We start from the raw sequence: 26,761 nt of genomic DNA, 5'->3' as shown, positions 1-26,761 counted from the left end.
ATATCCTAGTCTGAGGTTGGGTGGATGCGGTAAGCACAGCGCCGTGCGCCTGAGAGTATATGTTCTTCACGCTCCACCGTGGCTTTACCCTTAACCAGCTCTTGAAACAGGCTAAGCTCTTTGTTGCATAAGCCGCTGCACGCTTTTGCGGCTTCACATACAGGGCAGTGGTTCTCGAGAAGCAGGAAATCTCCGTCGTCAGTTTCTCGTACCTCGGCCATGTAGCCTTCGCGGCTGCGCTCTTTCGCGATCACCTCAAGTCGATCTTTCAGGGCTTTGTTGTCGCCCATAATCGTGCGGTAACGCTCACTTTGTTTTTCTGTTCGATGCGCGACCAATCTTTCAAGACCTTCCTTACCCATAAGGGTTCGGATGCTGTCGATCAGGTCGAGAGATAACTCGCGGTGTGCGTCCGGGAAATAGACATCGGCTTTATCCGTGAGTTCCCAATGTTTAGCTGGACGTCCACGCCCACTGGGGCTGGTACAGCAAACTACTGCACCTTCGTCCTGCAGTTGATAGAGGTGCTGTCGCACCGCCATTGCTGTCAAATCGAGGGTTTTGGCGAGGTCGTCAGCGCGTGCGTGGCCGCGCCGTTTCAGCTCTGTAAGGATTGTTTCGCGTGTAGTTCCCATGGGTATTTCACTTGCCTATATCTATCGAGACATTTTTCTAAAGAAATATGTTGCATAAATCAAGTTGTATCATATATGACATTTATTAAATAATTTTCTTTATAAAAGTAGGCCGCGATGAATCGTGAGCTCGCGTGGATAGAATACAGCGAAATCAGGGCCGAGTTACGTAAGCGAGGAGAAGGTACATGGGCGCGCAAACCAAAAGAATTACTGCCGTCGATGAAGGTTTTGTCAATCTGGGTCGCGTTCCGGACCTTAAAGAGAAAGGTCGCGCTGTCGTAAAACACGGTGGGCGGCAGATCGCTCTGTTTGAGGTGGATGGCGAAATTTTTGCCATCAATAATGGATGCCCACACGAGGGCTACCCTCTAGTTGAGGGAAGCCTGAAAAAGGACTGCAAGCTCGCCTGTAATTGGCATGGCTGGACGTTCGACCTTAGGTCTGGCAAGGCTTTGCAGGGCAGGGACGCTGTGAAAACATATCCCGTTGAGCGGCGGGGCGGCGAAATCTGGGTTGATGTAACGCCAGTGCCGCCTGAAGCCCGCCGCCGAGCAGCCTATGCGGAGCTTGGCGAAGCTGTTGCTGAGCACGACTATGAGCGTATCGCGCGTTCTATCGCGCGATTAGGAGCTGCGGGTGAGACAGGAGATGACCTTGCGCGCTATATCATAAAGTGGAGTCTGCCGCGTTTTGAGCGTGGCATAGGGCATGCCCATGCGGGTTTGGCTGATTGGCTTACTTTAGCTGAGGCGTATCCGGCAGTGGAGCGCGTGGCTTTGTTGGAGGCGCTTGGCCATTTCTCATACGACGGCATGTATAGCGCCAAGCCGTCTTCCATTGGGCAACCAGTAAGGTGGAATGCTTCCGGTCTTGTTGCTGCGATTGAGGCGATGGATCAACCTCTGTCTCTTGCATATGTGCACGCCGCATATACGGCAGGTTTTGGCTTTGATGACCTCAAACCTTTGTTTCTAAAGGTGGTGTTTAATCACTACGCAGGTTTTGGCCACCCTGCGATCTATATCATGAAGGCTGAACAGCTTATTGATCGGCTGGGGCAGGAGGTGAGCGAGCCGCTTTCGTTGCAGATTGCTCGCTATCTTTGTCTGGCTGCTCGCGAAGACCTAATTCCTGAATTCCGGGGATTCTCTGACTATCTGAAGCTGGAGCCCGGCAACGCCTGTCCTTCGGCGACGGATAACCTCTCAGGGCAAGGTGTGAGAAACGCCATGGCGCTGACGGCAGCTTCGTCCGCCAGACATCAGGAGACATGGGACACCTTGGTCGCAGCCTGCGCGCTCAACATGCTCCATTTTGATCTTGAGCGACAGAACATTGTGAAGCAGCCGATCGCAAAGAATATTGGATGGCTCGACTTTACACATGCACTGACGTTCGCGGAAGCAGTGCATTTTCACGCATCACATGACAGCAAGTTATGGCAATCGGGCCTCATGCAGCTAGCGTGCTTCGTGGGGCGGAATAAAGCCTTCCTGGGCGCGGGTGACATAGACGCATGGCGTGTTGAGGATGCTGTTACCTTCTTAAAAATGCAAAAAGAAGCACTTTTTGATATGGATGAGGGTGAGTATATTTTCGCAGTACACCGCCTTAAGATGATCCTTGCCTGTGAAAATCTGGTTGCGCTCGTGAGTGCGAAAACAGCTGACCTCGTGCTTGCAGCTCTGAACCGGTATCTTTCAAGCCGACTTCGGAAACGGCATGCCGCCCGTACCGCTTTTCAGGCGTATGAGACAGTGATGCGAGAGGGCTAATTTTTTGGAAAAAGCTGGTTGCACGCCAGATAGGCGAAGGCTATAGTCCGCGCCACCCAAGCCCTTGATGGAAAACCATCTTATCATCGGGAAGTAGCGCAGCCTGGTAGCGCATCACACTGGGGGTGTGGGGGTCGCAGGTTCAAATCCTGTCTTCCCGACCAAAAGAGACCACTGTATCCATCTGGATACAGTGGTTTTTTTATGCCGATTAATGTGAAAGATTCTTTCTTGCGATTTTGCTGCACTGCACTAAAGTGCGGCAAACGTTATCGCGCTGCACAAAAAGTGCAATCTGCTTCATAGGAGGGAAGGGCCAGTTGGAACAGATGCTTTTGCACAGTTTGCCTCTCATTGGCGCCGGACTGGTGGCAGGGTTTCTTGCTGGGCTTTTGGGCATTGGGGGCGGTATTGTCACCATTCCCGCGCTCTTTCTGGTTTATGCAGAGATTGACGTGCCGTTTGAATGGCGGATGCATGTTGCGATCGCCACATCGCTGACCATTATTATCGCGACGAATATGTCCAGCGTGTGGGCCCATCACCGAAAGGGCGGCGTTGATTGGAAGATCGTGAAAGACTGGTGGTGGGCTATTGCTATCGGTGCCGTCCTTGGCAGTTCTTTCGCGAAAACTTTGAAGACGGTAGAGCTTGTGTATTTTTTTGCAACGCTGGCGGCTTTTCTGGCGGCCAAGATGTTGCTCCCACTAGACCGCTGGCGTATTGGCGATGATTTACCAAGAGGTGCCTTCCGCTTCTTTGGGCCCGGCCTGATTGGTTTTTTCTCCGCAGTTATGGGGATAGGCGGAGGCAGTTTTTCGGTGCCGTACATGACGCTCTTTGGGGTGCCTATTCACCGCGCGGTTGGCACGGCGGCGCTCGCAGGCTTGGTGATCAGTGTATCCGCCGGCTTGGGCTACCTATTCGGTGGCTGGAACATTGAGGGAATGCCGTTAGGGACCGCGGGTTTTATTCATCTGCCATCAGCCTTTGTAGTGGCTATTGCCGCTGTGATTATGGCGCCGGTTGGTGCTAAAGTAGCGCATCGTTTACCCAAGCGTCTTTTGAGCATCGCCTTTGGGCTATTTCTTGTATTGGCGACAGTTCGGCTCGTCACCGCTGTTTGAGTGAGGGATCAATATGACAAATGATAAACTAAGTCTTGCAGCGGATTTTCCTGAAGCCGACAACGCCCAATGGATGGCGTTGGTTGAAAAGGCATTGGCGGGTAAGCCCTATGACAAGGTCATGCGCAGTAGTACCTATGATGGCATAGCAATAGAAGCGCTTTATACGCCGGATAATGCTCGCATAGACACCCATACGATATCTCGAAGCGGCGAATGGCATATCATGACACCGCACTGGAGCGATGATCCCGCGCGTGTGAATGCTGATCTGCTTGAAGACCTTGAACGCGGCGCGAGTGGATTCGCTATCCGTTTGAAGGCTGGGGCATTTCCTGGTCTTGATTTGAGCGAATTAAAGGCCGCCCTCAATGGCGTCTATCTTAACATGGCACGTTTTCAGTTGTTGCCAGGTGAAGAATTTGAAGCAGCGTCAGAGGCTATGATGGCGCTTTTGAAAGCCGATGGCCATGATGTAGAGGCTTACAGTGGCACACTGGGTGTAGATCCGATCGGTACACTCGCTCAGACGGGCAGGTTGAGACACGATTTGGACGTGGCACTTCGCACAGCAGCCTCAATAGCAGCCGGAAACTCCTATCCGGGTATCAGCACATTCAACGTAGATGGGTCTGTATACCATTCGGCTGGAGCGGCCGAGGCGCAAGAGCTTGCAATGACAGTGGCAACGGGTGTGGCATATATGCGCGCGATGGAGCAGGTAGGCATGTCAATACAGGCCGCTGCAGATGCCATAGAACTTACCCTTGCGGCCGACGCGGATATATTTATTGGCATGGCAAAGTTTCGTGCTGCTCGCAGGGTGTGGGCTAAGGTGCTTGAAAGCTGCGGTGTGGTTGGCGCGAAAGAAACTCGTCTGAATGCGGTAACCAGCCTCAGAATGCTGACAGTGAAGGACCCATGGGTGAACGTGCTGCGTGGCACTGCGGCTTGTTTCGCCGCCGGGGTTGGGGGCGCTAGCTCGATTACAGTGTTGCCACATGACACTCTGCTTGGCGTTAGTGGTAAGTCGGCGCGCAGGATCGCACGCAACATTCAGATCATCCTGTCTGATGAAAGCAGCCTTTCGCGCATGGATGACCCTGCTGCTGGTTCATACGCCATTGAATCTTTCACGTCAGAATTATGTGATAAGGCATGGAAAATATTTCAAAACATTGAAAGTGACGGTGGTGCTCTTTCAGTTCTTCGTTCCGGTTTTCTCGCGAACGAGATCGAGGCGTCGTGGCTGGAGCGCCGCAGGAATATTGCCAACCGGAAAGACCCTATCACTGGTGTTTCCGAGTTCCCGGATATCAATGAGAAGCCATTGCGGGATGTAACACCGCCGCCTTCTTTGCCACCCGAAAGTGTCTCTGCGAGAGAGACACTTTCTCCGCTTCCCTTCCATCGCCTTGCAGAGGAATTTGAGGAGCTGAGAGCCAAAAGCGATGCCCTATATGCGGATTGGGGTAAACGCCCGAGAATATTTATTGCCGGTTTAGGACGCCCAGCAGATTTCACCGCCCGTGCAACATTTGCAAAAAGCTTCTTTGAGGCCGGTGGTATTGAGGCGATACCCAGCGAGGGTTTTACCGACATGGATTTACTGAAGCGTGCCTATGAGGAAAGCGGAGCAAGTTTTGCCGTCATCTGTGGGACAGATGGGCAATATGGAGATGTGGGTTTATCTGCCGCAGAAACGTTGAAAGGCGCGGGATGTGGCCGGGTTTTCCTTGCCGGAAGACCGAGTAATCTCGAAGCATTGCAGGCAGCAGGCGTGGACGAGATGATCTACATGGGGTGTGACGTGCTTGACATTCTTGGGCGTGTTTATGAGTTGCTGGGAGAGAAATCATGAGCCGTATCCCTGATTTCACCCAGGTTTCGTTCGAACCAGTAGCAAGTGACGCTTCCCGTAGACAGGATGAATGGCTGACGCCGGAGGGAATCAACCTGAAACCTAGTTATAGCGAGAGCGATACTGCGGAACTGGATTTTCTCAATACCCGGCCAGGCATTGCCCCCTTCCTGAGGGGCCCGTACCCCACAATGTATGTGCAAAGGCCTTGGACCATCCGTCAGTACGCAGGCTTTTCAACAGCAGAAGATAGTAATGCCTTTTACCGCCGCAATTTGGCCGCGGGGCAAAAGGGGCTTTCGGTTGCGTTCGATTTGGCTACTCACCGGGGATATGATAGCGATCATCCGCGCGTTGTCGGTGACGTGGGCATGGCGGGTGTGGCGATCGACAGCATCTATGACATGCGCACCCTTTTCAGCGGTATCCCGCTTGATCAGATGTCTGTTTCCATGACCATGAATGGTGCCGTGTTGCCCATTCTTGCGCTTTATGTTGTCGCGGCTGAAGAACAAGGTGTGAGCCCTGATAAGCTAGCGGGGACCATCCAGAACGATATTCTTAAGGAGTTTATGGTGCGGAATACCTATATTTTCCCGCCGGCTCCCTCAATGCGCATTATCTCTGACATCTTCGCCTATACCTCAGAGAATATGCCGAAGTTTAATTCAATCTCTATCTCCGGCTATCATATGCAGGAAGCTGGGGCGACCGCGGACCTTGAACTGGCATATACGCTCGCTGATGGGGTGGAGTATATTCGTGCGGGTATTGAAGCCGGCATGAATGTAGATGCCTTTGCACCACGTCTCAGCTTCTTCTGGGCGATAGGTATGAACTATTTCATGGAAGTTGCTAAGATGCGAGCGGCCCGCATGCTGTGGGCCAAGCTCGTGAAACAGTTTGACCCGAAAAACCCGAAGTCGCTCTCTCTGCGCACGCACTGCCAAACATCGGGCTGGTCCCTGACCGCGCAAGATGTCTATAATAACGTAAGCCGAACTTGTATTGAAGCGTTGGCTGCCGCGCATGGGCATACCCAAAGCCTGCACACAAACGCACTTGATGAAGCATTGGCCCTGCCAACTGACTTCTCCGCCCGCATTGCACGCAATACTCAGCTCTTTATCCAGCAGGAGACGGGTACAAACCGCGTGATCGACCCATGGGGCGGGAGCTATTATGTTGAAAAACTGACCGCAGAACTCGCAGCTAAAGCCTGGGCTCATATCGAAGAGGTTGAGGCGCAAGGCGGTATGGCTAAAGCAATCGAGGCAGGCATACCAAAGCTTCGCATTGAGGATGCAGCCGCCCGTACGCAAGCGCGCATCGATAGTGGCCGTCAAACGGTGGTAGGCGTTAACAAATATCAACTGGATGAGGTTGAGGAAGTTGATGTCCTGAAGGTAGACAACACGGCAGTGCGCACGGCGCAACTTGAAAAACTGAAACGTTTGAGAGCTGAGAGAAACCAAAGTGATGTTGATCTAAGCCTTGATGCCTTGACGAACGCGGCGGAAAGAGGCGAGGGTAACCTGCTCGCACTTGCGATAGACGCTGCGCGGGCAAAGGCAACGGTTGGAGAGATTACCGACGCGCTGGAGAAGGTTTATGGTCGCCACAAGGCGGAGATCAGGGCTGTGACAGGTGTGTATAAAGCTGAGGTGGGTAAAAATAATCCGGCTGTGAAGCGGGTTCATGCACTTGTGGATGAATTTGAGGCCGCAGACGGTCGTCGTCCTCGTATCCTTGTCGCCAAGATGGGGCAGGATGGCCATGACCGTGGTCAGAAGGTGATAGCATCTGCGTTCGCGGATCTCGGTTTTGATGTTGATATTGGCCCACTGTTCCAGACACCAGCAGAGGCTGCGAGGCAAGCTGTAGAGAATGACGTTCATATCATCGGCGCTTCCTCGCTGGCAGCGGGGCACCTCACGCTTGTGCCCGCCCTTAAAACCGAGTTGAAAGCATTGGGCCGCGAAGACATCATGATCGTTGCGGGTGGTGTTATCCCGCCGCAGGACTATGAGGCGCTCTATAAAGCGGGAGCAGAGGCTATATTTCCTCCAGGCACTGTCATTGCAGATGCGGCAGGTGAGTTGATCGATAAGCTCAACAAGCGGCTCGGATACGAGCAGTCTGTAGTTTAGGAGGCTTTGTGGCGGGAACTGTCAGGCAGCCAACGATTGATGAGTTATTTGATGGGGTACGCATGGGTGACCGCGCGATCATTGGGCGTGCCATTACCCTGATTGAAAGCCGCAACCCGGAACATCAGGAAAAAGCGCAAAGGCTTTTACATAAATTGTTACCCTACGCCGGGAAAGCACAGCGTGTGGGCATATCGGGGGTCCCTGGGGTGGGGAAGTCTACATTCATTGAAAACCTTGGCATGTGGCTTGTCTCTAGGGGCCATAAGGTTGCTGTGTTGGCTGTTGATCCATCCAGTGGGCGAACTGGCGGCTCAATCCTTGGTGACAAAACGAGGATGGAACAGCTTTCGGCTTCTGAAAGCGCGTTTATTCGGCCAAGCCCTAGTGCGGGAGTGCTTGGCGGGGTGGCGCGCGCTACCCGCGAGACCATGGTGGTGCTAGAGGCTGCAGGTTTTGACACTGTGCTAGTTGAAACCGTAGGCACGGGGCAGTCAGAAACCATGGTGGCTGATATGGTAGATTTCTTTCTGGTTCTGATGCTCCCTGGCGCAGGGGATGAGCTTCAAGGCATAAAAAAAGGCATTCTCGAGCTAGCCGATATGGTCGCCATCAATAAGGCCGATATATTTGCTGAAAAGCTTAGGCAGGCGGTGCGTGAGTATAAATCAGCCCTGCATATCCTCACCGACGCGAGCCCTAGCTGGCACCCGCCGGTAGTTACGTGCTCAGGTCTAAAAGGCGACGGTGTACCCGAGCTGTGGGACCGTATTGAGAAGCATCGGCGTATCATGGCTGAGAGTGGCGAACGTGAGGCCCGGCGCCGCGAGCAGCGGCTGACCTGGCTTGACGCCCAAATCAAAGACAGGCTTCTATCTGACTTTTATGGAAACGCAGCCGTCAAGGCTAATCTGATTAGCCTGACAGAAGCTGTACGCGAAGGCGAGGTTACGGTATCTGCCGCTGTTGAAAAATTGCTAAGTGGTTATCAATCCGAGTAGTGCCCTGCGAGGGGCTAGGGCCCTAGCTACGTTCTAGGCCGGCCCAATCATAAAAACTGATCCGTTCACCAGACTTTTCGCATGCAGGAGATGCGAGCTCTACGAAGAGCGGTGCAATATCTGCTGGGACAGGCAGCTTGCTTGCATCTTCGCCCGGTACAGCACGAGCACGCATGTGCGTGGCAATGGGACCGGGGTCAATCATGTTAACTTTAATGCCCGATATTTTACTTTCAGCAGAGTAGGTTAGTGCAAGTTCTTCAAGTGCTGATTTAGTAACGGCATATCCGCCCCAGTGTGGCTTGTGCTTACCAGCGGCGCCAGAGGTAACAAAGATGGCGCGCCCAGCATCGGACTGCTTAAGGAGTGGGTCCATAGACCGGATCAACCGCCAATTGGCTGTAATGTTGATGTCCATCAACTCAACCCAATCTTTAACCGTTATATGCCCAAGCGGGGAGATAGGGCCCAGTACAGCCGCATTGCCGACGAGGATATCCAACTTGCCCCAACGTTCATAGATGGCGCCGCCAAGCCGATCTATGGCGTCACCGTCCCGTAGGTCCATGGGAACAAGCGTACAGGTCTGGCCTTTAGCTTTGATGGCATCGTCAAGTTCTTCAAGGGCACCTTGGCTGCGCGCGCGGGCAACGGCAATAATATCTGCCCCGGCGTCTGCAAGCGCGAGAGCTACTGCTTTGCCAATACCGCGGGATGCGCCGGTTACCAGCGCCCGGCGCCCTTCAAGAATTTTACTCATGGATCAGGCCCCTGTTGACGCGATAAGGTCGAGTTGGTTTTCGTCTTTTTCTGCTTCTGACTGGTCGGTCAGAACGGTCGGATAATCACCCGTGAAACACGCATCGCAGTACGCAGGGCATTTATTGTCCCGCCCATTCGGCTGATTCACCGCACGGTAAAGGCCGTCAATGGACAAGAATGCAAGTGAATCTGCACCGATATGTTCACGCATGGCGTCAATATCCATACGGGCCGCCAGTAGTTTTTTCCGCTCAGGCGTATCAACCCCATAGAAACAACTGTGGGCCGTTGGTGGGGAGGCGATGCGCATATGCACTTCCGTAGCACCAGCTTCGCGCATCATGTTTACGATCTTCATCGAGGTCGTGCCGCGCACAATACTGTCGTCCACAAGAACGATGCGTTTGCCCTGGATGTGCCAGCGGTTTGCATTGTGCTTAAGTTTTACACCGAAGTGGCGGATCTGGTCACTCGGCTCAATGAAGGTACGGCCAACATAGTGGTTGCGGATAATGCCAAGCTCAAACGGTATGCCGCTTTCCTGCGCGTATCCAATCGCTGCAGGCGTGCCGCTATCGGGCACGGGGATCACGAGGTCTGCATCAATCGCATTCTCGCGCGCGAGTTCGGCACCGATACGTTTGCGCACCTCATAAACATTCATGCTGTCCATGTAGCTGTCAGGACGAGCAAAATAAACATGCTCAAAAATGCAGGGACGGGGCTTTTCCTCAGGGAATGGTTTGTGGCTCTTGATGCCTTCGCTTGTAATGATCACAAGCTCGCCAGGTTCGATGTCCCGGACATATTCAGCGCCAATAATATCCAGAGCGCAGGTTTCCGAGCACATGATATAAGCATCATCAAGTTTGCCGAGCACAAGCGGACGAACACCCATGGGGTCGCGTACACCCACGAGGCCTTCTTTAGTAAGGGAAACGAGCGAGTAGGCGCCCTCGATCTGGCGAAGGGCATCAATAAAACGATCCATCAGCGTACGATAGCGGCTCATGGCAATCAGGTGAATGATCACCTCTGAATCTGATGTGGACTGGAAGATTGAACCGCGCTGCACCAGAGATTTGCGAAGATGCGAAGCATTTGTCAAGTTGCCGTTGTGGGCAACAGCAAAACCGCCAGAAGAAAACTCCGCAAAAAGGGGCTGACAGTTCCGGAGCACCGTATCGCCGGTTGTCGAATAGCGCGTATGGCCGATGGCGGCATGACCGGGCAAACTCTCGATCACTTCCTTACTGGTGAAGTTATCGGCTACATGACCGAGAACGCGTTTCGTTGAGAAGTTCTCTCCATCAAATGCTGTGATACCTGCGGCTTCTTGGCCGCGGTGCTGCAGGGCGTGTAGCCCGAGCGTACAGTGTGCGGTAGCGTCTGGTGTGCCGAAGATGCCAAAAACGCCGCACTCTTCACGTAATTTGTCGTCATCAAATGGATTGGTGGTGAAATCCGGATGCTCTGTTGTCATTCGTCATTCCTGCATAAACGGGGCGCGAAGGTGGTGTTGCCCGCCCCGTATATCGTCTGATGGCCTCGCTGCCTAGGGATAATTCAGAATTACAGAAATATTGCGGTAAAAAGACACTCTTGGGCGGTGTCAGTTTCCGTCATTTTTCTTTTTTTCCTTCGCCAGTTCGCCAACGAGATCGTCAAGTTGATCGCGCTGTTCCTCAATATATTTTGCGGCCTGTTCTTCCAGTTTCTCATTGATGAACTGGCTGGGAACGGAATCAGCAGCTTTTTGCAGATAATCACTGCCCACGCCGGTTGGGTCTTTGCCCATGGCTTCTGACGCGAAGCCTTCAATCATACCTGCGGACCAAGCAACGAGCGGCTTTAGGCGCGCTTCCTTTATCCATTCAGGCTGGCTGGAGGAGGGGAAAAGCTTATCGAAACCCAGATAGATTACCGAAACGATCACCACGCCACGTAGCAGGCCGAATAGCGCACCGAGTGAGCGGTCCAGAAGGCCGACGGGGCTATCCTTTACCATACCGCCAATAAACTCAGCGATCTGCTTGAGCACAAAGAGAGTGACAAAAAATATAACAGCAAGGGTTATCAGATCAGCGAGTTCAGGCGGGCTGATGATGTCCCGGCCATAAGATTTAGCGAGTTCAAAGCCAAAAACGGTCGCGAGTAAGGCACCCGCCCATGCACCAAAAGACAGGGCAACGGTCGCAAAGCCTCGGCCAAAAGCAAACAATGTCGACAGGCCCACGATGATCAGCACTGCAGCATCAAAGGCGGTCAATGTATTGCTCGACAGGTCCACTCTTTTCACTCCTTAGATATTTTGAATACCCATATGGGACTTCTTTTCGCCAATTGTAAGGCAAACAGCATGGCGCAGGCTATAGGGACTTAAGGTAAGCCATGTGGGAAAAACTGCGCGACGAGGTCTCCCACACGAGCGATCGTTTGTTGCTTGATCGTTTTAACCGGGTTCTTCTTCACTTTTGGGGTTAGCGCGCCGGAAAACCCTAGCTTGGCGGATTCTTTCAATCGTGCTTCCGTTTGGGAAACGTTACGCACATCCCCTGACAAGCTAATTTCACCAAACACAACGGTTTCGTCGGGCACCGGGGTTTGGGAAAGGCTTGATATTAAGGCTGCTGCAACAGCAAGGTCAGCTGCAGGCTCAGTGATTTTGAGGCCACCTGCAACATTGAGGTATACGTCACATCCGGCAAGCCCAAGGCCCGCGCGGGCGTCTAATACCGCCAGGACCATTGCGAGACGACCGCCATCCCAACCAACTACGGCGCGGCGGGGGTTTGCTGCGCTTGAGCGCGCCACAAGTGCCTGTATCTCAACAAGGACGGGGCGAGAGCCCTCAATGCCAGCAAAAACAGCGGAGCCAGGCTCCCGCGCATTATGGTCTGCAAGGAAGAGGGCTGAGGGGTTGGTAACCTCATTTAAGCCAGCCCCGGTCATCTCGAACACGCCAATTTCATCGGTGCCGCCAAAACGATTTTTTACAGCCCGCAAAATACGGAACTGGTGGCCGCGATCTCCTTCGAAATAGAGTACGGTGTCTACCATGTGTTCTAAAACACGGGGGCCTGCGATCTGCCCGTCTTTAGTAACATGCCCAACAAGCAGGACGACGGTGCCTTTGCGTTTGGCGAAGCTGATTAGCTCATGTGCGCAAACGCGGACCTGACTAACAGTACCAGGCGCAGATTCGACGTGGTCTGCGAATAGTGTCTGTATACTATCAATAACCACCACGCGAGGTGGCTTGCCTTCGTCAAGCGTGGTGAGAATATCCCGAAGGCTTGTCTCGCAGCCAAGCTTGAGCGGGGCGCCTTTGAGGCCCAGGCGGTTGGCGCGCATCTGAATTTGGGCGGTCGCTTCCTCGCCCGAGATATAAACACAGTCTTCGCCTTTGATGGCCATTTTGCCCATGGCTTGCAGAAGGATTGTTGACTTGCCGATGCCGGGGTCACCGCCAATCAGGATTGCACTTCCGGGTACAAGGCCGCCACCGAGCGCACGGTCAAACTCCGCAATTCCGGTCATGAGGCGAGGCGCCTCATCAAGCGGCGTATCGAGGGAGACAAAGGAAACGCGGCTGCCTTTCTTGCCGGAGAGGCCTTTAGGGGCACCAGAGACCGCAGCTTTTTCTTCTGAAAGAGTATTCCAGCCGCCGCATTCGTCACATTTACCCTGCCAGCGGACGTAGGAAGCGCCGCAGGCTGTGCAGGTATATGATGTGAGTTTCTTCGCCATCAGAGCTTCAATATTTCCATCTCAATCGGCCCTTGGGCGCGCCCATTGATGAATTGATCCACATGTGCGTTGCCTGAGTGGTCAACGTCGCCTTTTGCGCCTTCCCATATAATCTTGCCGTGGTACAGCATGGCAATGCGGTCTGCTATTTTCCGCGCGCTGGCCATATCATGAGTGATAGAAAGTGTTGTTGCACCAAGGTCTTGTACACATTCTACGATCAGATCGTTAATAACATCGGCCATGATGGGGTCGAGACCCGTCGTTGGCTCGTCGAAAAAGATGATCTCCGGCTCGCTTGCAATGGCGCGGGCAAGGCCGACACGTTTCTGCATGCCGCCAGACAATTCAGCCGGGGACAACAGGCCTACATCAGGTGACAGACCAACCCGACGCAGTTTTTCCGTCGCGATCTCGCGGGCATCATGCTTGTTCATGCCCTTACCCTGAATGAGGCCAAAAGCCACATTTTCCCACACGGGCAAACTGTCGAATAGCGCGGCGCCTTGGAAGAGCATGCCAAATTTGGTCAAAACTTCTTTGCGTGCGCGCCCTTTTAGGTGGGTCACATCACGGTCATCAACATGAATAGTCCCTGCATCCGGCTCGAGAAGGCCGAGAATGCATTTGAGCATGACTGATTTGCCTGTGCCAGAACCGCCGATTATGACGACGGATTGACCTTTTGCGACGTTAAGGTCGATGCCTTTCAGGACTTGTTTTGTGCCAAATCCCTTGTGCACATCTTCAAGCCTGATCATTGGGGAGCCATTCATGCTACGCGCCCTCCAAAGACAATTACGGTGATGATAAGATTCGCGAGCAGTATTGTAATGAAGGCGGATACCACAGCATTTGTGGTTGCTTTGCCGACGCCCTGAGCGCCACCACGGCTGTGATAGCCATGGTAACTACCCATCAAGGCGATAAAAAATCCAAACACGGCAGCTTTGACGAGCGACGAGATCACGTCTGTTTGCTCGAGGAAGTCAGCGGTCACCTGCAAATAGGTCGCCGCGTTGAGGCCAAGCCGCTCTGTCCCGATCAGGTACCCCCCGAGTACGCCAATGATGTTTGCAATAATCACCAATAGCGGGAGTGTGATAACCGCAGCCACAAGGCGCGGCGCGATCAAATATTTGAACGGGTCGGTTGAGAGTGTGACCAGAGCGTCGATCTGCTCAGTTACCCGCATGGTGCCAAGTTCAGCCGCCATGGCGCTTGAAACGCGACCAGCAACCATCAGGCCACCAAGTACAGGCCCGAGCTCACGCACGATGGCGATAACCACAACTCCCGGGACAACAGAGGCGGCATTAAACCGGCTTCCACCAACATAGATCTGTTGAGCGAGGGCGGCACCTGTAAACAGCGCTGTAAGACCCACAACTGGCAGGCTGTTATAACCGATGAGCCACATTTGCTTGAGAATATGCCGCCAGTAAATGGGGGGCATCGCGAGGCTGTAGATTGCCGTTGCGGCAAAACGGGATAGTTTGCCGATCTCAGCCAGAGCGGATAGGAAAACCTGTCCGACTAATGCAAGGGGGTTCCGCACAAATGGATGCCTTTGTTGCCGTTATGTTCTCGTTGGTCTTCATTCTATGTAACGCCCCCGAATAGAAATGAAAAGTGGCGATTTGGCGACGGGCAATGGGAAACGGGTAAAAACACCTTCTCAGCGGCCTTTAAAGCGTGCCTCACGTTTTTCAATAAAGGCCATAACGCCCTCAATACAGTCCTCCGAGCGGCCAGCTTTGCGCTGCGCTATAGCTTCAGCCGTCAGTTGTTCGCTGTAGCTGTTGTTATCGCTTTCCGACAGTAGTTTACGAATGCCGGATAGCGCCATCGTTGGGCCACTCGCGAGGCGTTTGCCGAGAGCAAGTGCTGTTTCCACCAGCTTGTCATCATCGACTACATCATAGACGAGGCCCCATTCGAGCGCTTTTTCTGCGGGAAGACGTTCGCCCAGCATCATCATTGCCCGTGCGCGGGCGTTACCCACTAGTCGTGGCAGAATATATGTGCTGCCTGCATCTGGCACGAGGCCGATGTTGACGAACGCCTGTAGGAAATAGGCTGAGCGGGCTGCAAGGACGATATCGGCAGATATGGCTATGCTCATGCCAGCGCCGGCCGCGACACCGTTCACCGCTGAGATCACCGGCATATCGAGAGCGGCGAGTTCAAGAAGGATAGGGTGGTAGGTTTCGATCAGGTTCGCGCCCATGTCGCGGTCAGCGCTCATGCCACCTTCGGCTAGATCAGCGCCCGAGCAAAAGGCGCGGCCTTCTCCCGTAATCAACAAAGCTCTTACACCGCTGCCGGGTTTAGCGATGTGGCGAATGGCGGCGAGCAAATCTTGTTTTAACTGGATACTCAGTGCATTGAGCCGCTCTGGCCGGTTAAGCCGAACAATGGCGAGACCATCTTCGATATCAAGAATGAGCGTTTCAAAATCCGACACCTTGTTCCTCCCGCATAATGTCTGGTTCAAGATGAACTAGAGCCGAAGGGCGCGAGGGCAAGGTGATGACTATACTTGCTGCAGGGCGAGATTATGCCGTGGGCTCGTCACTTTTGTTGCGGCCCAAGTCAACCGGACGCGCAAGAAAAGCGGGCATATGAGGGCCCATGCCTACAAATGGTTTTTTCGGCATATCGTCGGCTGCGACCTTCGGTTTGGGAGGCGTTAGGTCAATCTTTTCCTGCCGGGGTAGCTTGTTGCCAAGCATCTTTTCAATGGCATCAAGAAACTTCGTATCGTTTTTGCCGTTTGTCGCAATTGTAAAGGCTTTACCTTTGCGGCCTGCGCGACCTGTACGCCCGATACGGTGAACATAATCTTCCGCGTGGCTTGGTACGTCGAAGTTAAACACATGGCTTACATCTGCGATATCGAGGCCACGTGCTGCCACATCAGATGCGCAAAGAAGTTGAAGTTCGTTCGCCTTGAACTGGCGTAGAACCTCAAGCCGTTCGCTTTGGTCCATATCACCGTGCAACTGCCCCACGTTAAAGCCGTGCCGTGCAAGAGAATTGTATACCTCTTTCACATCGACCTTGCGGTTGCAGAAGATGATGCCGTTTTTGACGGGCTCTTCCTTCAGGAGCTTACGAAGTGCGACGCGTTTTTCGCGAGGGCCGACGAACACTACTTTCTGTTCAATGGTTTGCGCGGCGGAGGATGGCTTTGCCACTTCAATAACCCGCGGGTCATCAAGAAACTGCTTGGTGAGGCGTTCAATTGGTGGCGGCATCGTTGCTGAGAAAAACAGGGTCTGGTGGTTCTTTGTGATGCGCTCGCAGATTTTCTCTACATCAGGGATGAAACCCATGTCGAGCATGCGGTCAGCTTCATCAACAACAAGGATGTCAATGCCGGTGAGCAGCAGTTTACCGCGCTCAAAGTGATCAAGCAGCCGCCCAGGCGTTGCGATCAGAACGTCAACACCGCGATCAAGCAGCTTCTCTTGGTCGGCGAAGTTCACACCACCAATGAGAAGAGCCATGGTAAGCTTGTGCTCTTTGCCATATTTCTCGAAGCTTTCAGAAACCTGAGCTGCGAGCTCGCGCGTCGGCTCAAGAATAAGGCAACGCGGCATGCGCGCACGGGCCCGGCCTTCCGAGAGAATATCAATAAGGGGCAGGGTGAAGGAAGCTGTTTTGCCGGTGCCGGTTTGGGCGATGCCAAGTACGTCCCGCCCCATCAAAACCTGCGGAATTGCTTGCGCCTGAATGGGGGTTGGCTCTGTATAGCCAGCCTCGTTCACGGCTTTCATTGTCGGTTCACTTAGTCCTAAAAGGTCGAAACCCATTCGCATCCTGCCAATTTATAAGCTACAAATTCGGGCGCAGCATAGGTGCACAGGGCGCAATGTCAATGCGGGATGCGGTTTCATGGCTTTTAAGACAGATGCAATTCTCTTCCTACCGGCACTTTTATGTGACAGTCGGCTATATAAAAGCATGATCAACCACTTCGCTGACAGTGTTGAAGTATCAGTGGCGGATACCTTGTCTGACAATAATTTGAGAGCCATGGCAGAACGCGCGATCCACAGTATGCCTGAACGTTGCGCATTAGTGGGCAACTCAATGGGTGGATACCTAGCCCTTGAGATCGCGGCTCGTGCACCTGGTAGGGTAAGCCATCTGGCGCTTATTGGAACCAATTCACATGCTGATGATGCGGGGGTGCGCACCAAGCGGGAGCAGGCCATCAGGCTGGCGGAGCGCGGGAAGTTTTCATCTTTTGTGGACGGTTATGTTGAGAGTGCTCTGAGCTTTTCAAATCGGGCTGAGCATGCGCCTCTGATGAGGGAGATGGCACGAGATTTAGGGGCGGATACTTTAGTCGCGCAGCAGCGAGCGATCATGGATAGAAAGTCATATGAGGATGATCTTAGCAGTATCAAAGTGCCGTCGCTTGTGATGGTTGGGCGGGAGGATGGCTTGGCAGACACTGCTCACCAACAAACGATGGCAAAGCGACTACCGAATTGCAGGTACATGGAAGTGCCGAAGTGCGGCCATCTGGTACCCCTTGAGGCACCAGAGATTCTGAATTCAGCGCTGACAACCCTGTTCAGTGCCTAGATATCGAGTTCATCGACCGCCGGGGCGTTATCGCGGATAAATTCGAAGCGTTTTTCCGGTTTCTTGCCCATCAGATCATCAACCAACTGGTTCACGACAGCTCTGTCACCATACTCAGCGGGCAGGGTTACCCTGAGGAGTGTCCGGTTCTTGTGGGCCATCGTGGTTTCCTTTAGCTGAGCCGGAGGCATTTCGCCAAGACCTTTAAATCGGCTGATCTCAACCTTGCCTTTGCCAGCGAACTCTGTAGCCATTAACTCGTCTTTGTGGGCATCGTCGCGCGCATAAATCACCTTGCCGCCCTTAGCGATGCGGTAAAGAGGTGGCATCGCTAGATAGAGTTTCCCGTCTTTAACGAGCTGTGGCATCTCCTGAAAGAAGAAGGTCATAAGGAGGGTGGCGATATGTGCGCCGTCCACGTCAGCATCGGTCATGATGATGACTTTTTCATAACGGAGCGAGGCACCGTCATATCCGTCGCGGGTCCCGCAACCAAGGGCTTGTATTAGGTCGCGAATTTCCTGGTTTGCAGCGATCTTGTCGCGGGTAGCTGACGCAACATTGAGAATTTTCCCGCGAATGGGCAGAACCGCCTGTGTTTTGCGGTCCCGCGCTTGTTTCGCCGAGCCACCAGCAGAATCACCCTCCACGATATAAATCTCGGTACCTTCCGGTGAGGCGCTTGAACAATCTGTCAGTTTGCCGGGTAGGCGCAGTTTGCGTTTGCCAACAGCAGTCGCGCGCTTGATCTCTCGTTCCTGTTTGCGGCGCAGTCGATCTTCAAGCCGTTCAAGTGCCCAGGTTAGCAAGCTGTTGGCACGGTCCGGATGGTCCGCCAGCCAATGGTCGAAGGCGTCTCGCACGGCGTTTTCAGTGAGCCTGAAGGCGTCGAGCGTGGAAAGCTTATCCTTGGTTTGCCCCTGGAACTGAGGGTCACGAATGAAAACCGACAGCATAGTGCAGGACGACCCATGAATGTCGTCGCCCGTCAGTTGTGCTGCCTTTTTGTTGCCGGTAAGCTCAGCATACGCTTTCAACCCACGTACGAGGGCACTGCGCATGCCATTTTCATGGGTGCCGCCCTGTGGCGTGGGGATGGTGTTACAGTAACTATTGGAAAAGCCGTCGCCAAACTCTGGCCAGTGGATCGCCCATTCAACACGCCCGGCATCATCCGGGAACTTAACGAACCCGCTGAAGGGTGCTTCGGTAACACATGTGCGTTTTTTGACCGTATCCGCGAGAAAGTCTGCTAAGCCGCCGGGGAAGTGCAGGGTTGCTTCTGCTGGGGTGTCATCATCCTCTGCAATTAGGCTCGGTGCGCAGCGGAAACGAATTTCAACACCACGGAACAGATACGCTTTGGAGCGCGCCATACGGTATAGGCGTGCGGGTTTAAGTTTCGCCTTTACCCCAAAGATTTCATGGTCTGGCAGAAAGCTCACTTGTGTGCCGCGCCGGTTGTTGACCGCACCCATGTCTTCAAGCCCGCTTGTGGTCTTCCCTCGAGCATAACTTTGGCGCCAAAGTTGTTTGTCTCGGGCAACCTCGACCGTCATCCACTCGCTTAGAGCATTCACGACGGAAATACCCACACCGTGCAATCCCCCAGATGTTGCATAGGCGTCAGAGCTGAACTTGCCGCCAGAGTGCAGGGTGGTCATAATTACTTCGAGGGCTGACTTCCCCGGATACTTGGGGTGAGGATCAATGGGGATACCACGGCCATTGTCTGATACGGATACCGAGCCATCTTCGTGCATGGATACAATAATGCGACTCGCGTGCCCCGCAACGGCCTCGTCCATCGAGTTATCAAGAATCTCAGCAACCAGATGGTGAAGAGCACGTTCGTCAGTGCCACCAATATACATACCGGGCCGTTGCCGGACTGGCTCAAGTCCTTCAAGGACCTCGATATCTTTGGCTGAATAGTCTGATTTTGTTTGTGTAACTTCGAACAGATCGCTCATAACCCACCCCGGTAAACGCGTTATATTGAGGGGGTAAACCAAGGGCGCCCCGTCGTCAAGCGTAACAATATATAGGGGTTTCTGCGGCTTGCGAAAGAAAATATAGTGTGTGTTCTCAGAAAATTCACATAGAATTCACGGGTGATTTAAAACTTCCTTAAGGGGTTGTTTGTAGCCTTGGATGTCTCGGCAACTCATTGGAGATGACAGATGCAGAACGGTAGCTCACTTGGATTGCTGAAGCGCCTTTTCAGGGGCGAAGGCAGGGCTAACGCTGCCCCCGGGGTGGTTGTTGGTGCACGTTATTCTGATCGCCACCACCTTACTTCTGTCTGGGTTGTTGAGCGGATTAGCAGCATTGGTGCTAGCACGTACCCCTTGGTAAGCTTGGCGCGTGAAGGACGGCCTGACCTCAAGAAAACTGTCTCTCTTGCCGTTATTGAAGAAGGCGAGGATTATCGTCCGGCCATTTAAACTCCTGGCGGTTTTCTGCCTTCGGTATGGCCGTTGCTTCCAAATTGTGTTCATAGTAAAGGTAGGCAGGCTTAATCGAACAGTTTGTCGATATCTTCCTGAGTTTGCGCGCTTTCTTCCGTTGGTTCCTCAACCAATTCAACAGCATCTTCAAGCTTACCGTGGATAACCTGATTGAGTTTCATCAGGAGCGCCTGAATAGCCTCGACACGCATACGGATCAGCTCCTGGGCTTTTGGCGTAAAACCCCGCTCCGCCACGTTCACCGCCGCCATACCCGCAAGGGTGGATTGAATAAGCTGATCGAGTTCCGCGCAGATTCTCTCAAAGACCGAGCGTATCTCCATCGGTGCAAGGTTATAGGCCTGCACTGCGAGTTCTTTCGCTTGAAACCCACTATCCATGAAATGCTGATTGTAGCTTTTCGGCGCCCATTCTGCAGCATCCTCTGCAAGCTCGGGCATATCAGGTACCATCTCAAGGAGCATTACGATCTCGTTGAAATGATTTAGATAATCCGTCGCGAGGAAGGTGTCTGGGTTAATGTTGGCGCTGGCTAGGCGTGGCTGGATGGCTGCCTGTTCAGCGGTATACTCAATCTGCATTACAGTGCAATCCCGTCCTGAAGGTTTTGCGGTACCATGGGTCGTGCTTACGAAATTCACTCATATGAATGACTGTATAGTTGACGGGTTGTTAAATCGTAAACGCCGAGGAAACTATATATATTCTGCACAAAAAAAAGAGGAAGCGGTGTGCGCTTCCTCTTTTGTTGTTTATTTGTCGCACTTATGCGCTGTAGTACATCTCGAACTCAACAGGGTGCGGCGCCAGGTCCAGCCTGTTCACTTCTTCCATCTTCAGCTCAATGTATGCACTGATCTGATCATCAGTGAACACATCGCCTTTCTTGAGGAAGTCGCGGTCGTTGTTGAGCGCTTCCAGTGCCTCACGTAGTGAGCTTGCAACTGTTGGAACGCCGAGCAGTTCTTCCGCTGGCAGCGCGTAAAGGTCTTTGTCCATTGCGTCGCCTGGGTGAATTTTGTTCTCGATACCGTCAAGGCCAGCCATCAGCATTGCTGCAAAACCGAGGTATGGGTTTGCGGTCGCGTCAGGGAAGCGAACTTCAACACGCTTGGCTTTCGGGCTTGTACCATAAGGGATACGGCAGGAAGCGGAACGGTTGCGTGAGGAATATGCAAGCAACACAGGTGCTTCAAAACCTGGCACCAGACGCTTGTAGCTATTGGTACTTGGGTTCGTGAAAGCGTTGATCGCTTTGGCGTGCTTGATGATACCGCCGATGTAGTAGAGGGCGGTTTCTGAGAGATCAGCGTAGCCTGAGCCTGCGAAGAGGGGCTTGCCGTCTTTCCAGATGGACTGGTGACAGTGCATGCCTGAGCCGTTGTCTTGTGCAACAGGCTTTGGCATGAAGGTCGCCGTTTTGCCATACGTGTGGGCAACCTGATGCACAGCGTATTTGTATATCTGTACGTTGTCCGCGGTCTGTGTGAGCGTTGAGAACATCATGCCAAGTTCGTGCTGGGAAGCAGCCACTTCGTGGTGGTGCTTGTCCATCTTGAGGCCCATTTCTTTCGCTACTTTTACCATCTCGCCGCGCAGGTCTACACAGCTGTCAACTGGCGCAACAGGGAAGTAACCACCTTTAACTGCGGGACGGTGACCATAGTTGCCGCCTTCGAACGCTTTATCAGTGTTGTATGGGCCTTCGACATCGTCGATCTCATACATGGCGCCGCGGTAGCCGGATTTGAACTTAACATCGTCAAAGACAAAAAACTCAGGCTCTGGCCCGAAGAAAGCAGTGTCACCTACACCAGAGAACTTCACATACTCTTCAGCTTTTTTCGCGGTTGAGCGTGGGTCGCGATCATAGGGCTGGCCGGTTGCTGGCTCGAGAATGTCACAGAAAACAATCAGCGTAACATCGGCAGTGAAGGGATCGAGTGTTACCGAGTTGAGGTCAGCCTTCAGGATCATGTCGGATTCGTTGATAGCTTTCCAACCAGCGATGGAGGAGCCATCGAACATGAAGCCTTCAGAGAGCATATCCTCGTCAACAACGTCGGAAGCCATGGTGAGGTGCTGCCACTTGCCTTTTGGGTCGGTGAAGCGGAGGTCGATCCATTCAGCGTTGGTTTCTTTCACCAGCGCAAGAAACTCTTCGACACTCAAATTCGTATATTTGGACATTTCCATTTTTCCCTATTTTAAAACGACCTTGATGGCTCGCGGGAGATTGGGCGCCCGCAACTTCCACAGGTTATGTTGGCTAGTGCCTCAGGCACTGGCCGGTTTAGATTGCATCCCTGCCAGTTTCGCCTGTCCGGATGCGGATTGCTTCTTCAACCTGGCTGACAAAAATCTTGCCATCGCCGATGCGACCGGTGTGCGCAGCATTTTTTATGGCTTCAACAGCCCGCTCTGCCTCATCCGCAGCCACAACAACCTCCACTTTTACCTTGGGAACAAAATCAACCACATATTCCGCGCCGCGATACAGCTCGGTGTGGCCCTTCTGGCGACCAAAACCCTTGGCTTCGGTAACCGTGATCCCTGAAATGCCGATGTCGTGAAGGGCTTCCTTCACCTCATCCAGCTTGAAGGGCTTTATAATTGCTTCGATCTTCTTCATTTCCTGGTACCATTGTTATCGTTATGTCTGTGATAAAGCAGGGTTCGTGCCAACGAGAGGTAGGCGCAGGAAACAGCGGATTCTGAATATTTGGACAGCATAGCTGACTGTTCTTTGTGCGACTTGATGCACAATTTTTGTGCAGATGCATGGTTGGTGACCACAAGTGTGCAGGGAAAATGCAGGCGGAAATTAATTCTCTAAACTTTCCGACTTGACGAGAACGGTTCGATGCGCATAAACAGGCGCCACGTTCAGAGATGGCGGGTGTAGCTCAGTTGGTTAGAGCGCCAGTTTGTGGTACTGGATGTCGCCGGTTCAAATCCGGTCACTCGCCCCACTCTGAAACGAAAACCTCCCAACCAAATCCCGATAATTCAGTTTTTTGAAGAACACGCTTTGCGAAGACGTGGCATTTGCTACACTGCTGCTGATTCTTGTTCGAGTCCTTTTTGATTCTATCAATTAGGTCTGGGCTTCAGGGGGAGGGGGCTTCAGTGTCGGATTCCGGCAACGCACATATATTGCTAACAGCAGAGCAGGCTCGCGCTGCAGACGCGTGGGCTCTCGATCATGGTGTGAGCAGCCTTTCGCTGATGGAAGTTGCAGGCAAAGCCGTCGCAGAGATTACAGCAGAATATCTTGGCCCTCCGTCTGAAGTTGATGGGGATGTCGTAATTCTGTGTGGCCCGGGCAACAATGGCGGAGACGGTTATGTGGCTGCGCGCTACTTAGGCGCGCAGGGCTATTCGGTTTCCTTGATGACCAGTTGCCATACCGACGCGCTAAAGGGTGATGCGCGCGAGATGGCGGGCCAATGGGCGGGTGGCCAAGCCACTATCAATACAGCTAAATTCAAGAAAGCCAGCGCGATTATCGACGCCTTGTTTGGTACGGGGCTGAGCCGCGCAATCGAAAGCGAACTGGCGGAAGTTATTGATGCCATCAATAAAAGCCGGGCCCTCAAAATTGCGGTTGATATACCAAGTGGCCTTTGCGCTAACACGGGCCAGCCGCTTGGTCCTTGCGTGCAGGCAGATGCGACCGTTACTTTCTTCAAGAAAAAAGTGGGGCAAACTGTGGCGCCAGGCCGGTTCTTGTGTGGCGGGCAGGAACACATTTATATTGCGGACATCGGCATCCCGGAAGCCTGTATTTCTGCACTTTCTGTGAGTGCTTTCGAGAACATACCGTCCCTTTGGGGTGTGGCATTCCCGCACGCAGGCCCCGCCACACATAAATATCATCGTGGGCACCTTCTCGTTCTGGGAGGGAAGGAACCCACCTTGGGCGCTTCACGCCTCGCCGCATTGGCGGGCCTGCGTGTCGGCGCAGGCCTTGTGACGCTCGCCTCGCCCACAGAAAGTTACGCAATTCAGGCATCTGCGCTGACGGATGTAATGGTCCGCCGGTTTGAAGGACCGGTGGGATTTATGGGGATCGCAAGTGACGCCCGTATGAACACAGTGCTCATGGGACCAGGAGCCGGGGTGGGGGAGAAGACCGCCGATCTGGTGCAAGACGTCGCTGCAAGCGGCAAAAGTCTGGTGCTAGATGCGGATGCCTTGACGAGCCTAGTGGGTAAAATGAATGACCTTAGAGGTGCGGGTGGTGATGCGGACGTCATCATGACACCGCACGATGGTGAATTTGGCCGTTTGTTCCCCGAGATCTCCTTGGTAGGGGATAGAGTTGCGGCGGCGCGTCAGGCTGCCTCTGAGAGCGGTTGTTTTATCGTCCTTAAGGGTGTGTCGACTGTCATTGCGGCGCCTGATGGCAGAGCAGCCGTTACCACAAACGCGCCCGCGTGGTTGTCTGTCGGTGGTACAGGCGATATTCTCTCAGGTGCAATCGCTGGCCTTATGGCGCAAGGAATGCCTGGATTTGAAGCTGCGTGTGCGGGCGTCTGGCTTCAGGGCGAGGCCGCGATGCGAGCGGGCAGGGGGCTTATCGCCTCAGACCTCCTTACCCAGTTGCCCAAAGTACTACCCTAAAGCTCAGTGGCCTCTCTCTGGGGCTCAAAATGAGCAAAATGTGTTCCCTCGGTATCGCTGGATACGGATTTTGCTGGCAGCTGTTACAAAAATACTTGTACTCAGCGGCGCGCCTGTTATAAGCCCCTCCAATCCACGTGTAATAAATCCGGTGGTGACCGCTTTCGGGCGGGGTAACCTCGGGGTTCGGAGTGCGGGCGTGGCGAAATTGGTAGACGCGCCAGATTTAGGTTCTGGTGTCTTCGGACGTGGGGGTTCAAGTCCCTTCGCCCGCACCACCCCCGGGTAGTTTGACCGGAAAAACAGAATTAAAGAGAGTTGGAAGACCCATGCAGATCGAAGAACTGCTGAATGACGGCCTGAAACGCGAATATAAAATTGTTGTCGAGGCCTCTGAGCTGGATGCCCGTCTTGATAATGTGCTGACCGAGTTTCGCGCTAATGCAAGAATTAAGGGTTTCCGCCCTGGTAAGGCGCCTCTGTCGCTCTTGAAGCGCATGCATGGCGACCGCGCGAAAGGCCAAGTGCTGAACGAAGCACTGCAGGAATCATCTGCCAAGCTTTTCGAGGAAAAAGAAATCCGCCCGGCAATGCGTCCTGAGGTGGACATGGCTTCCGAGTATGAAGACGGTAAAGACCTTGAGTTCACTGTGAAGGTTGAAATCCTGCCACAGGTAGACGTGGAGGGTTTCAAAGCACCTGCGCTTGAGCGCTGGGTTGCTGAAGTTGACGACAAGGACGTTGACGCCTTTATCGAGCGTATCGCTGGCCAGCAGAAATCGTTCAAAAAGGCGGCTAAAACCACCAAAGCCGGTGAAGGCGATGCGATCCTGATCGACTTTGTCGGTAGCGTGGACGGCGTTGAGTTCGAAGGCGGCAAGGGCGAAGACTACCAGCTTGAGCTGGGTTCAGGCACCTTCATCCCTGGTTTTGAAGAGCAACTTACTGGCGTTAAAGCCGGTGACGAGAAAGTTGTGAAAGTAACTTTCCCTGCTGAATACCACTCTGAAGACCTCAAAGGTAAAGATGCCGAGTTCAAAGTGACAGTGAAAGAAGTGCGCAAGCCTTCCGAAGCGAAAGTTGACGACGAGCTCGCTAAAAACCTCGGTTTTGAAGACCTCGCTGGTTTGAAAGAATCAGTAAAAGGCCAGTTGGCGAACGACAACAACTCTCTCACGCGTGCTCACATGAAACGTGGTCTGCTCGATGCGCTTGCAGACGAGTATGATTTTGACGTGCCGCAGGGCATGGTTGATCTTGAGTACCGCCAGATTTGGGACCAAATCAAACGCGACGCTATCCAGACCGGTGAAGCAAAAGCTGAAGATTTTGAAGGTCAGGACGAGCCTGCGGATGCTGAGGAAGCTGCTGAGTTCCGTTCAATAGCAGAACGTCGTGTGCGCCTTGGCCTGCTTCTCTCCGAACTGGGCGTTAAAAATAACGTGCAGGTAACCCAGGAAGAAGTGAACCGTCGTGTTATCGAAGAAGCACGCCGCTTCCCTGGTCAAGAAGCTCAGGTTTTTGAGTTCTACCAGAAGAATGAAGAAGCTCGTGCCCAGCTCCGCGCCCCAATCTTCGAAGAGAAGGTTGTGGACTTTGTGATCGAGATGGCTGAACTGACAGACAAGTCTGTTAGCCGAGACGAGCTTGAAGCTGCAGTTCGCGCCATTGACGAAGAAGACGCGAACCCAACCAAGGGCAAAAAAGCTGCGCCGAAAAAGAAGGCCGCCGCTAAAAAGCCAGCAGCAAAGAAAGCTGCTCCCAAAAAAGAAGCTGCTGAGAAAAAGCCAGCGGCTACAAAAGCGGCACCTAAAAAAGCTGCTGCTGAGAAAGCAGAGCCAAAGAAAGCTGCCGCTAAGAAACCGACTGCTAAGAAGGCACCTGCGAAAAAAGCTGCTGCGAAAAAATAATTCACCGGTTTTCCGGCTTGAAAAGGGGTCTTCGGGCCCCTTTTTTTGTTCCACCCTTTAATTGTCTCGACCCGTACCTATCTATTTGTGC

22 protein-coding genes and 3 tRNA genes are annotated in these 26,761 nt (G+C 53.2%); 12 read left to right on the top strand and 13 right to left on the bottom strand.

What is annotated here, in order from left to right; all coding sequences use genetic code 11:
• Positions 1-5 precede the first annotated feature (5 nt).
• Positions 6-635 carry a helix-turn-helix transcriptional regulator gene (locus ACN0XZ_RS08040; RefSeq protein ID WP_417457215.1) on the bottom strand — a complete coding sequence of 210 codons (630 nt, stop codon included), beginning with the start codon at positions 633-635 and terminating at the stop codon, positions 6-8.
• A gap of 188 nt (positions 636-823) precedes the next feature.
• Between ACN0XZ_RS08040 and ACN0XZ_RS08035 the strand changes: the two genes are divergently transcribed.
• The 6 genes from ACN0XZ_RS08035 (at position 824) to meaB (ending at position 8,552) form a co-directional block, all read left to right on the top strand.
• Positions 824-2,413: a Rieske (2Fe-2S) protein gene (locus tag ACN0XZ_RS08035; protein WP_417457214.1), complete on the top strand. Its 1,590-nt coding sequence runs from the start codon at positions 824-826 to the stop codon at positions 2,411-2,413.
• An 87-nt stretch (positions 2,414-2,500) separates the two neighbouring features.
• Positions 2,501-2,577, top strand: a tRNA-Pro gene (locus tag ACN0XZ_RS08030).
• 165 nt (positions 2,578-2,742) lie between these two features.
• On the top strand, positions 2,743-3,540 hold the full coding sequence (locus ACN0XZ_RS08025; RefSeq protein ID WP_417457577.1) for a sulfite exporter TauE/SafE family protein: 798 nt from the start codon (positions 2,743-2,745) through the stop codon (positions 3,538-3,540).
• Between the two features lie 13 nt (positions 3,541-3,553).
• On the top strand, positions 3,554-5,401 hold the full coding sequence (locus ACN0XZ_RS08020) for a methylmalonyl-CoA mutase family protein (RefSeq protein ID WP_417457213.1): 1,848 nt from the start codon (positions 3,554-3,556) through the stop codon (positions 5,399-5,401).
• Positions 5,398-7,551 carry a methylmalonyl-CoA mutase gene (gene scpA / locus ACN0XZ_RS08015; RefSeq protein WP_417457212.1) on the top strand — a complete coding sequence of 718 codons (2,154 nt, stop codon included), beginning with the start codon at positions 5,398-5,400 and terminating at the stop codon, positions 7,549-7,551. The genes ACN0XZ_RS08020 and scpA overlap by 4 nt, the downstream gene beginning before the upstream one ends.
• Before the next feature lie 8 nt (positions 7,552-7,559).
• The gene (gene meaB / locus ACN0XZ_RS08010) at positions 7,560-8,552 is read left to right on the top strand and encodes a methylmalonyl Co-A mutase-associated GTPase MeaB (protein ID WP_417457211.1); all 993 of its coding nucleotides are present in this window, start codon (positions 7,560-7,562) and stop codon (positions 8,550-8,552) included.
• Between the two features lie 22 nt (positions 8,553-8,574).
• Here meaB and ACN0XZ_RS08005 read toward each other — a convergent pair whose 3' ends face one another.
• The 8 genes from ACN0XZ_RS08005 to ACN0XZ_RS07970 form a co-directional block, all read right to left on the bottom strand.
• Complete coding sequence (locus ACN0XZ_RS08005) at positions 8,575-9,312, bottom strand: SDR family NAD(P)-dependent oxidoreductase (protein WP_417457210.1); 738 nt, start codon at positions 9,310-9,312, stop codon at positions 8,575-8,577.
• A 3-nt stretch (positions 9,313-9,315) separates the two neighbouring features.
• Positions 9,316-10,797 (bottom strand): amidophosphoribosyltransferase, encoded by a 1,482-nt coding sequence (gene purF / locus ACN0XZ_RS08000; RefSeq protein ID WP_417457209.1) that lies wholly within the window; start codon positions 10,795-10,797, stop codon positions 9,316-9,318.
• 129 nt (positions 10,798-10,926) lie between these two features.
• Positions 10,927-11,604 carry a CvpA family protein gene (locus ACN0XZ_RS07995; protein WP_417457208.1) on the bottom strand — a complete coding sequence of 226 codons (678 nt, stop codon included), beginning with the start codon at positions 11,602-11,604 and terminating at the stop codon, positions 10,927-10,929.
• 89 nt (positions 11,605-11,693) lie between these two features.
• On the bottom strand, positions 11,694-13,064 hold the full coding sequence (gene radA, locus ACN0XZ_RS07990; RefSeq protein WP_417457207.1) for a DNA repair protein RadA: 1,371 nt from the start codon (positions 13,062-13,064) through the stop codon (positions 11,694-11,696).
• Positions 13,064-13,840, bottom strand: coding sequence for an ABC transporter ATP-binding protein (locus ACN0XZ_RS07985; protein WP_417457206.1), 777 nt, complete (start codon positions 13,838-13,840; stop codon positions 13,064-13,066). The genes radA and ACN0XZ_RS07985 overlap by 1 nt, the downstream gene beginning before the upstream one ends.
• Positions 13,837-14,622, bottom strand: coding sequence for an MlaE family ABC transporter permease (locus ACN0XZ_RS07980; RefSeq protein ID WP_417457205.1), 786 nt, complete (start codon positions 14,620-14,622; stop codon positions 13,837-13,839). The genes ACN0XZ_RS07985 and ACN0XZ_RS07980 overlap by 4 nt, the downstream gene beginning before the upstream one ends.
• A gap of 120 nt (positions 14,623-14,742) precedes the next feature.
• Entirely contained in the window at positions 14,743-15,531 is a 789-nt protein-coding gene (locus tag ACN0XZ_RS07975; RefSeq protein WP_417457204.1) for an enoyl-CoA hydratase-related protein, read from the bottom strand.
• A gap of 91 nt (positions 15,532-15,622) precedes the next feature.
• Complete coding sequence (locus ACN0XZ_RS07970) at positions 15,623-16,882, bottom strand: DEAD/DEAH box helicase (RefSeq protein ID WP_417457203.1); 1,260 nt, start codon at positions 16,880-16,882, stop codon at positions 15,623-15,625.
• Positions 16,883-16,964: 82 nt separating this feature from the next.
• Between ACN0XZ_RS07970 and ACN0XZ_RS07965 the strand changes: the two genes are divergently transcribed.
• Entirely contained in the window at positions 16,965-17,663 is a 699-nt protein-coding gene (locus tag ACN0XZ_RS07965) for an alpha/beta fold hydrolase (RefSeq protein ID WP_417457202.1), read from the top strand.
• On the opposite strand, the gene parE is transcribed toward ACN0XZ_RS07965, so the two are convergent.
• Positions 17,660-19,636 (bottom strand): DNA topoisomerase IV subunit B, encoded by a 1,977-nt coding sequence (gene parE / locus ACN0XZ_RS07960; RefSeq protein ID WP_417457200.1) that lies wholly within the window; start codon positions 19,634-19,636, stop codon positions 17,660-17,662. The two genes, ACN0XZ_RS07965 and parE, sit on opposite strands and share 4 nt — an antisense overlap.
• 210 nt (positions 19,637-19,846) lie before the next feature.
• Here parE and ACN0XZ_RS07955 point away from each other — a divergent pair, with 210 nt between their 5' ends.
• Positions 19,847-20,110 (top strand): hypothetical protein, encoded by a 264-nt coding sequence (locus ACN0XZ_RS07955; protein ID WP_417457199.1) that lies wholly within the window; start codon positions 19,847-19,849, stop codon positions 20,108-20,110.
• A 71-nt stretch (positions 20,111-20,181) separates the two neighbouring features.
• Here ACN0XZ_RS07955 and ACN0XZ_RS07950 read toward each other — a convergent pair whose 3' ends face one another.
• The 3 genes from ACN0XZ_RS07950 to ACN0XZ_RS07940 all read right to left on the bottom strand — a co-directional run bounded on the left by ACN0XZ_RS07950 (position 20,182) and on the right by ACN0XZ_RS07940 (position 22,766).
• Positions 20,182-20,715, bottom strand: coding sequence for a hypothetical protein (locus ACN0XZ_RS07950; protein WP_417457198.1), 534 nt, complete (start codon positions 20,713-20,715; stop codon positions 20,182-20,184).
• Positions 20,716-20,899: 184 nt separating this feature from the next.
• On the bottom strand, positions 20,900-22,324 hold the full coding sequence (gene glnA, locus ACN0XZ_RS07945; protein ID WP_417457197.1) for a type I glutamate--ammonia ligase: 1,425 nt from the start codon (positions 22,322-22,324) through the stop codon (positions 20,900-20,902).
• A gap of 103 nt (positions 22,325-22,427) precedes the next feature.
• Positions 22,428-22,766 carry a P-II family nitrogen regulator gene (locus tag ACN0XZ_RS07940; RefSeq protein ID WP_417457196.1) on the bottom strand — a complete coding sequence of 113 codons (339 nt, stop codon included), beginning with the start codon at positions 22,764-22,766 and terminating at the stop codon, positions 22,428-22,430.
• A 263-nt stretch (positions 22,767-23,029) separates the two neighbouring features.
• Here ACN0XZ_RS07940 and ACN0XZ_RS07935 point away from each other — a divergent pair.
• From ACN0XZ_RS07935 to tig, 4 genes are all read left to right on the top strand, one after another.
• Positions 23,030-23,106 (top strand) — tRNA-His (locus tag ACN0XZ_RS07935).
• 157 nt (positions 23,107-23,263) lie between these two features.
• A complete protein-coding gene (locus tag ACN0XZ_RS07930; RefSeq protein ID WP_417457195.1) occupies positions 23,264-24,760 on the top strand; it encodes an NAD(P)H-hydrate dehydratase in 1,497 nt (498 codons plus the stop codon).
• A 193-nt stretch (positions 24,761-24,953) separates the two neighbouring features.
• Positions 24,954-25,038: transfer RNA gene (locus ACN0XZ_RS07925), tRNA-Leu, on the top strand.
• A 51-nt stretch (positions 25,039-25,089) separates the two neighbouring features.
• Positions 25,090-26,670: a trigger factor gene (gene tig, locus ACN0XZ_RS07920; protein WP_417457194.1), complete on the top strand. Its 1,581-nt coding sequence runs from the start codon at positions 25,090-25,092 to the stop codon at positions 26,668-26,670.
• Positions 26,671-26,761 lie beyond the last annotated feature (91 nt).

It is taken from the genome of Kordiimonas sp. (genome assembly GCF_048264555.1).
Classification (GTDB): domain Bacteria; phylum Pseudomonadota; class Alphaproteobacteria; order Sphingomonadales; family Kordiimonadaceae; genus Kordiimonas.
The sequence above is the reverse complement of the archived record's forward strand: the minus strand, read 5'-3'. Positions and strand labels throughout refer to the sequence as shown.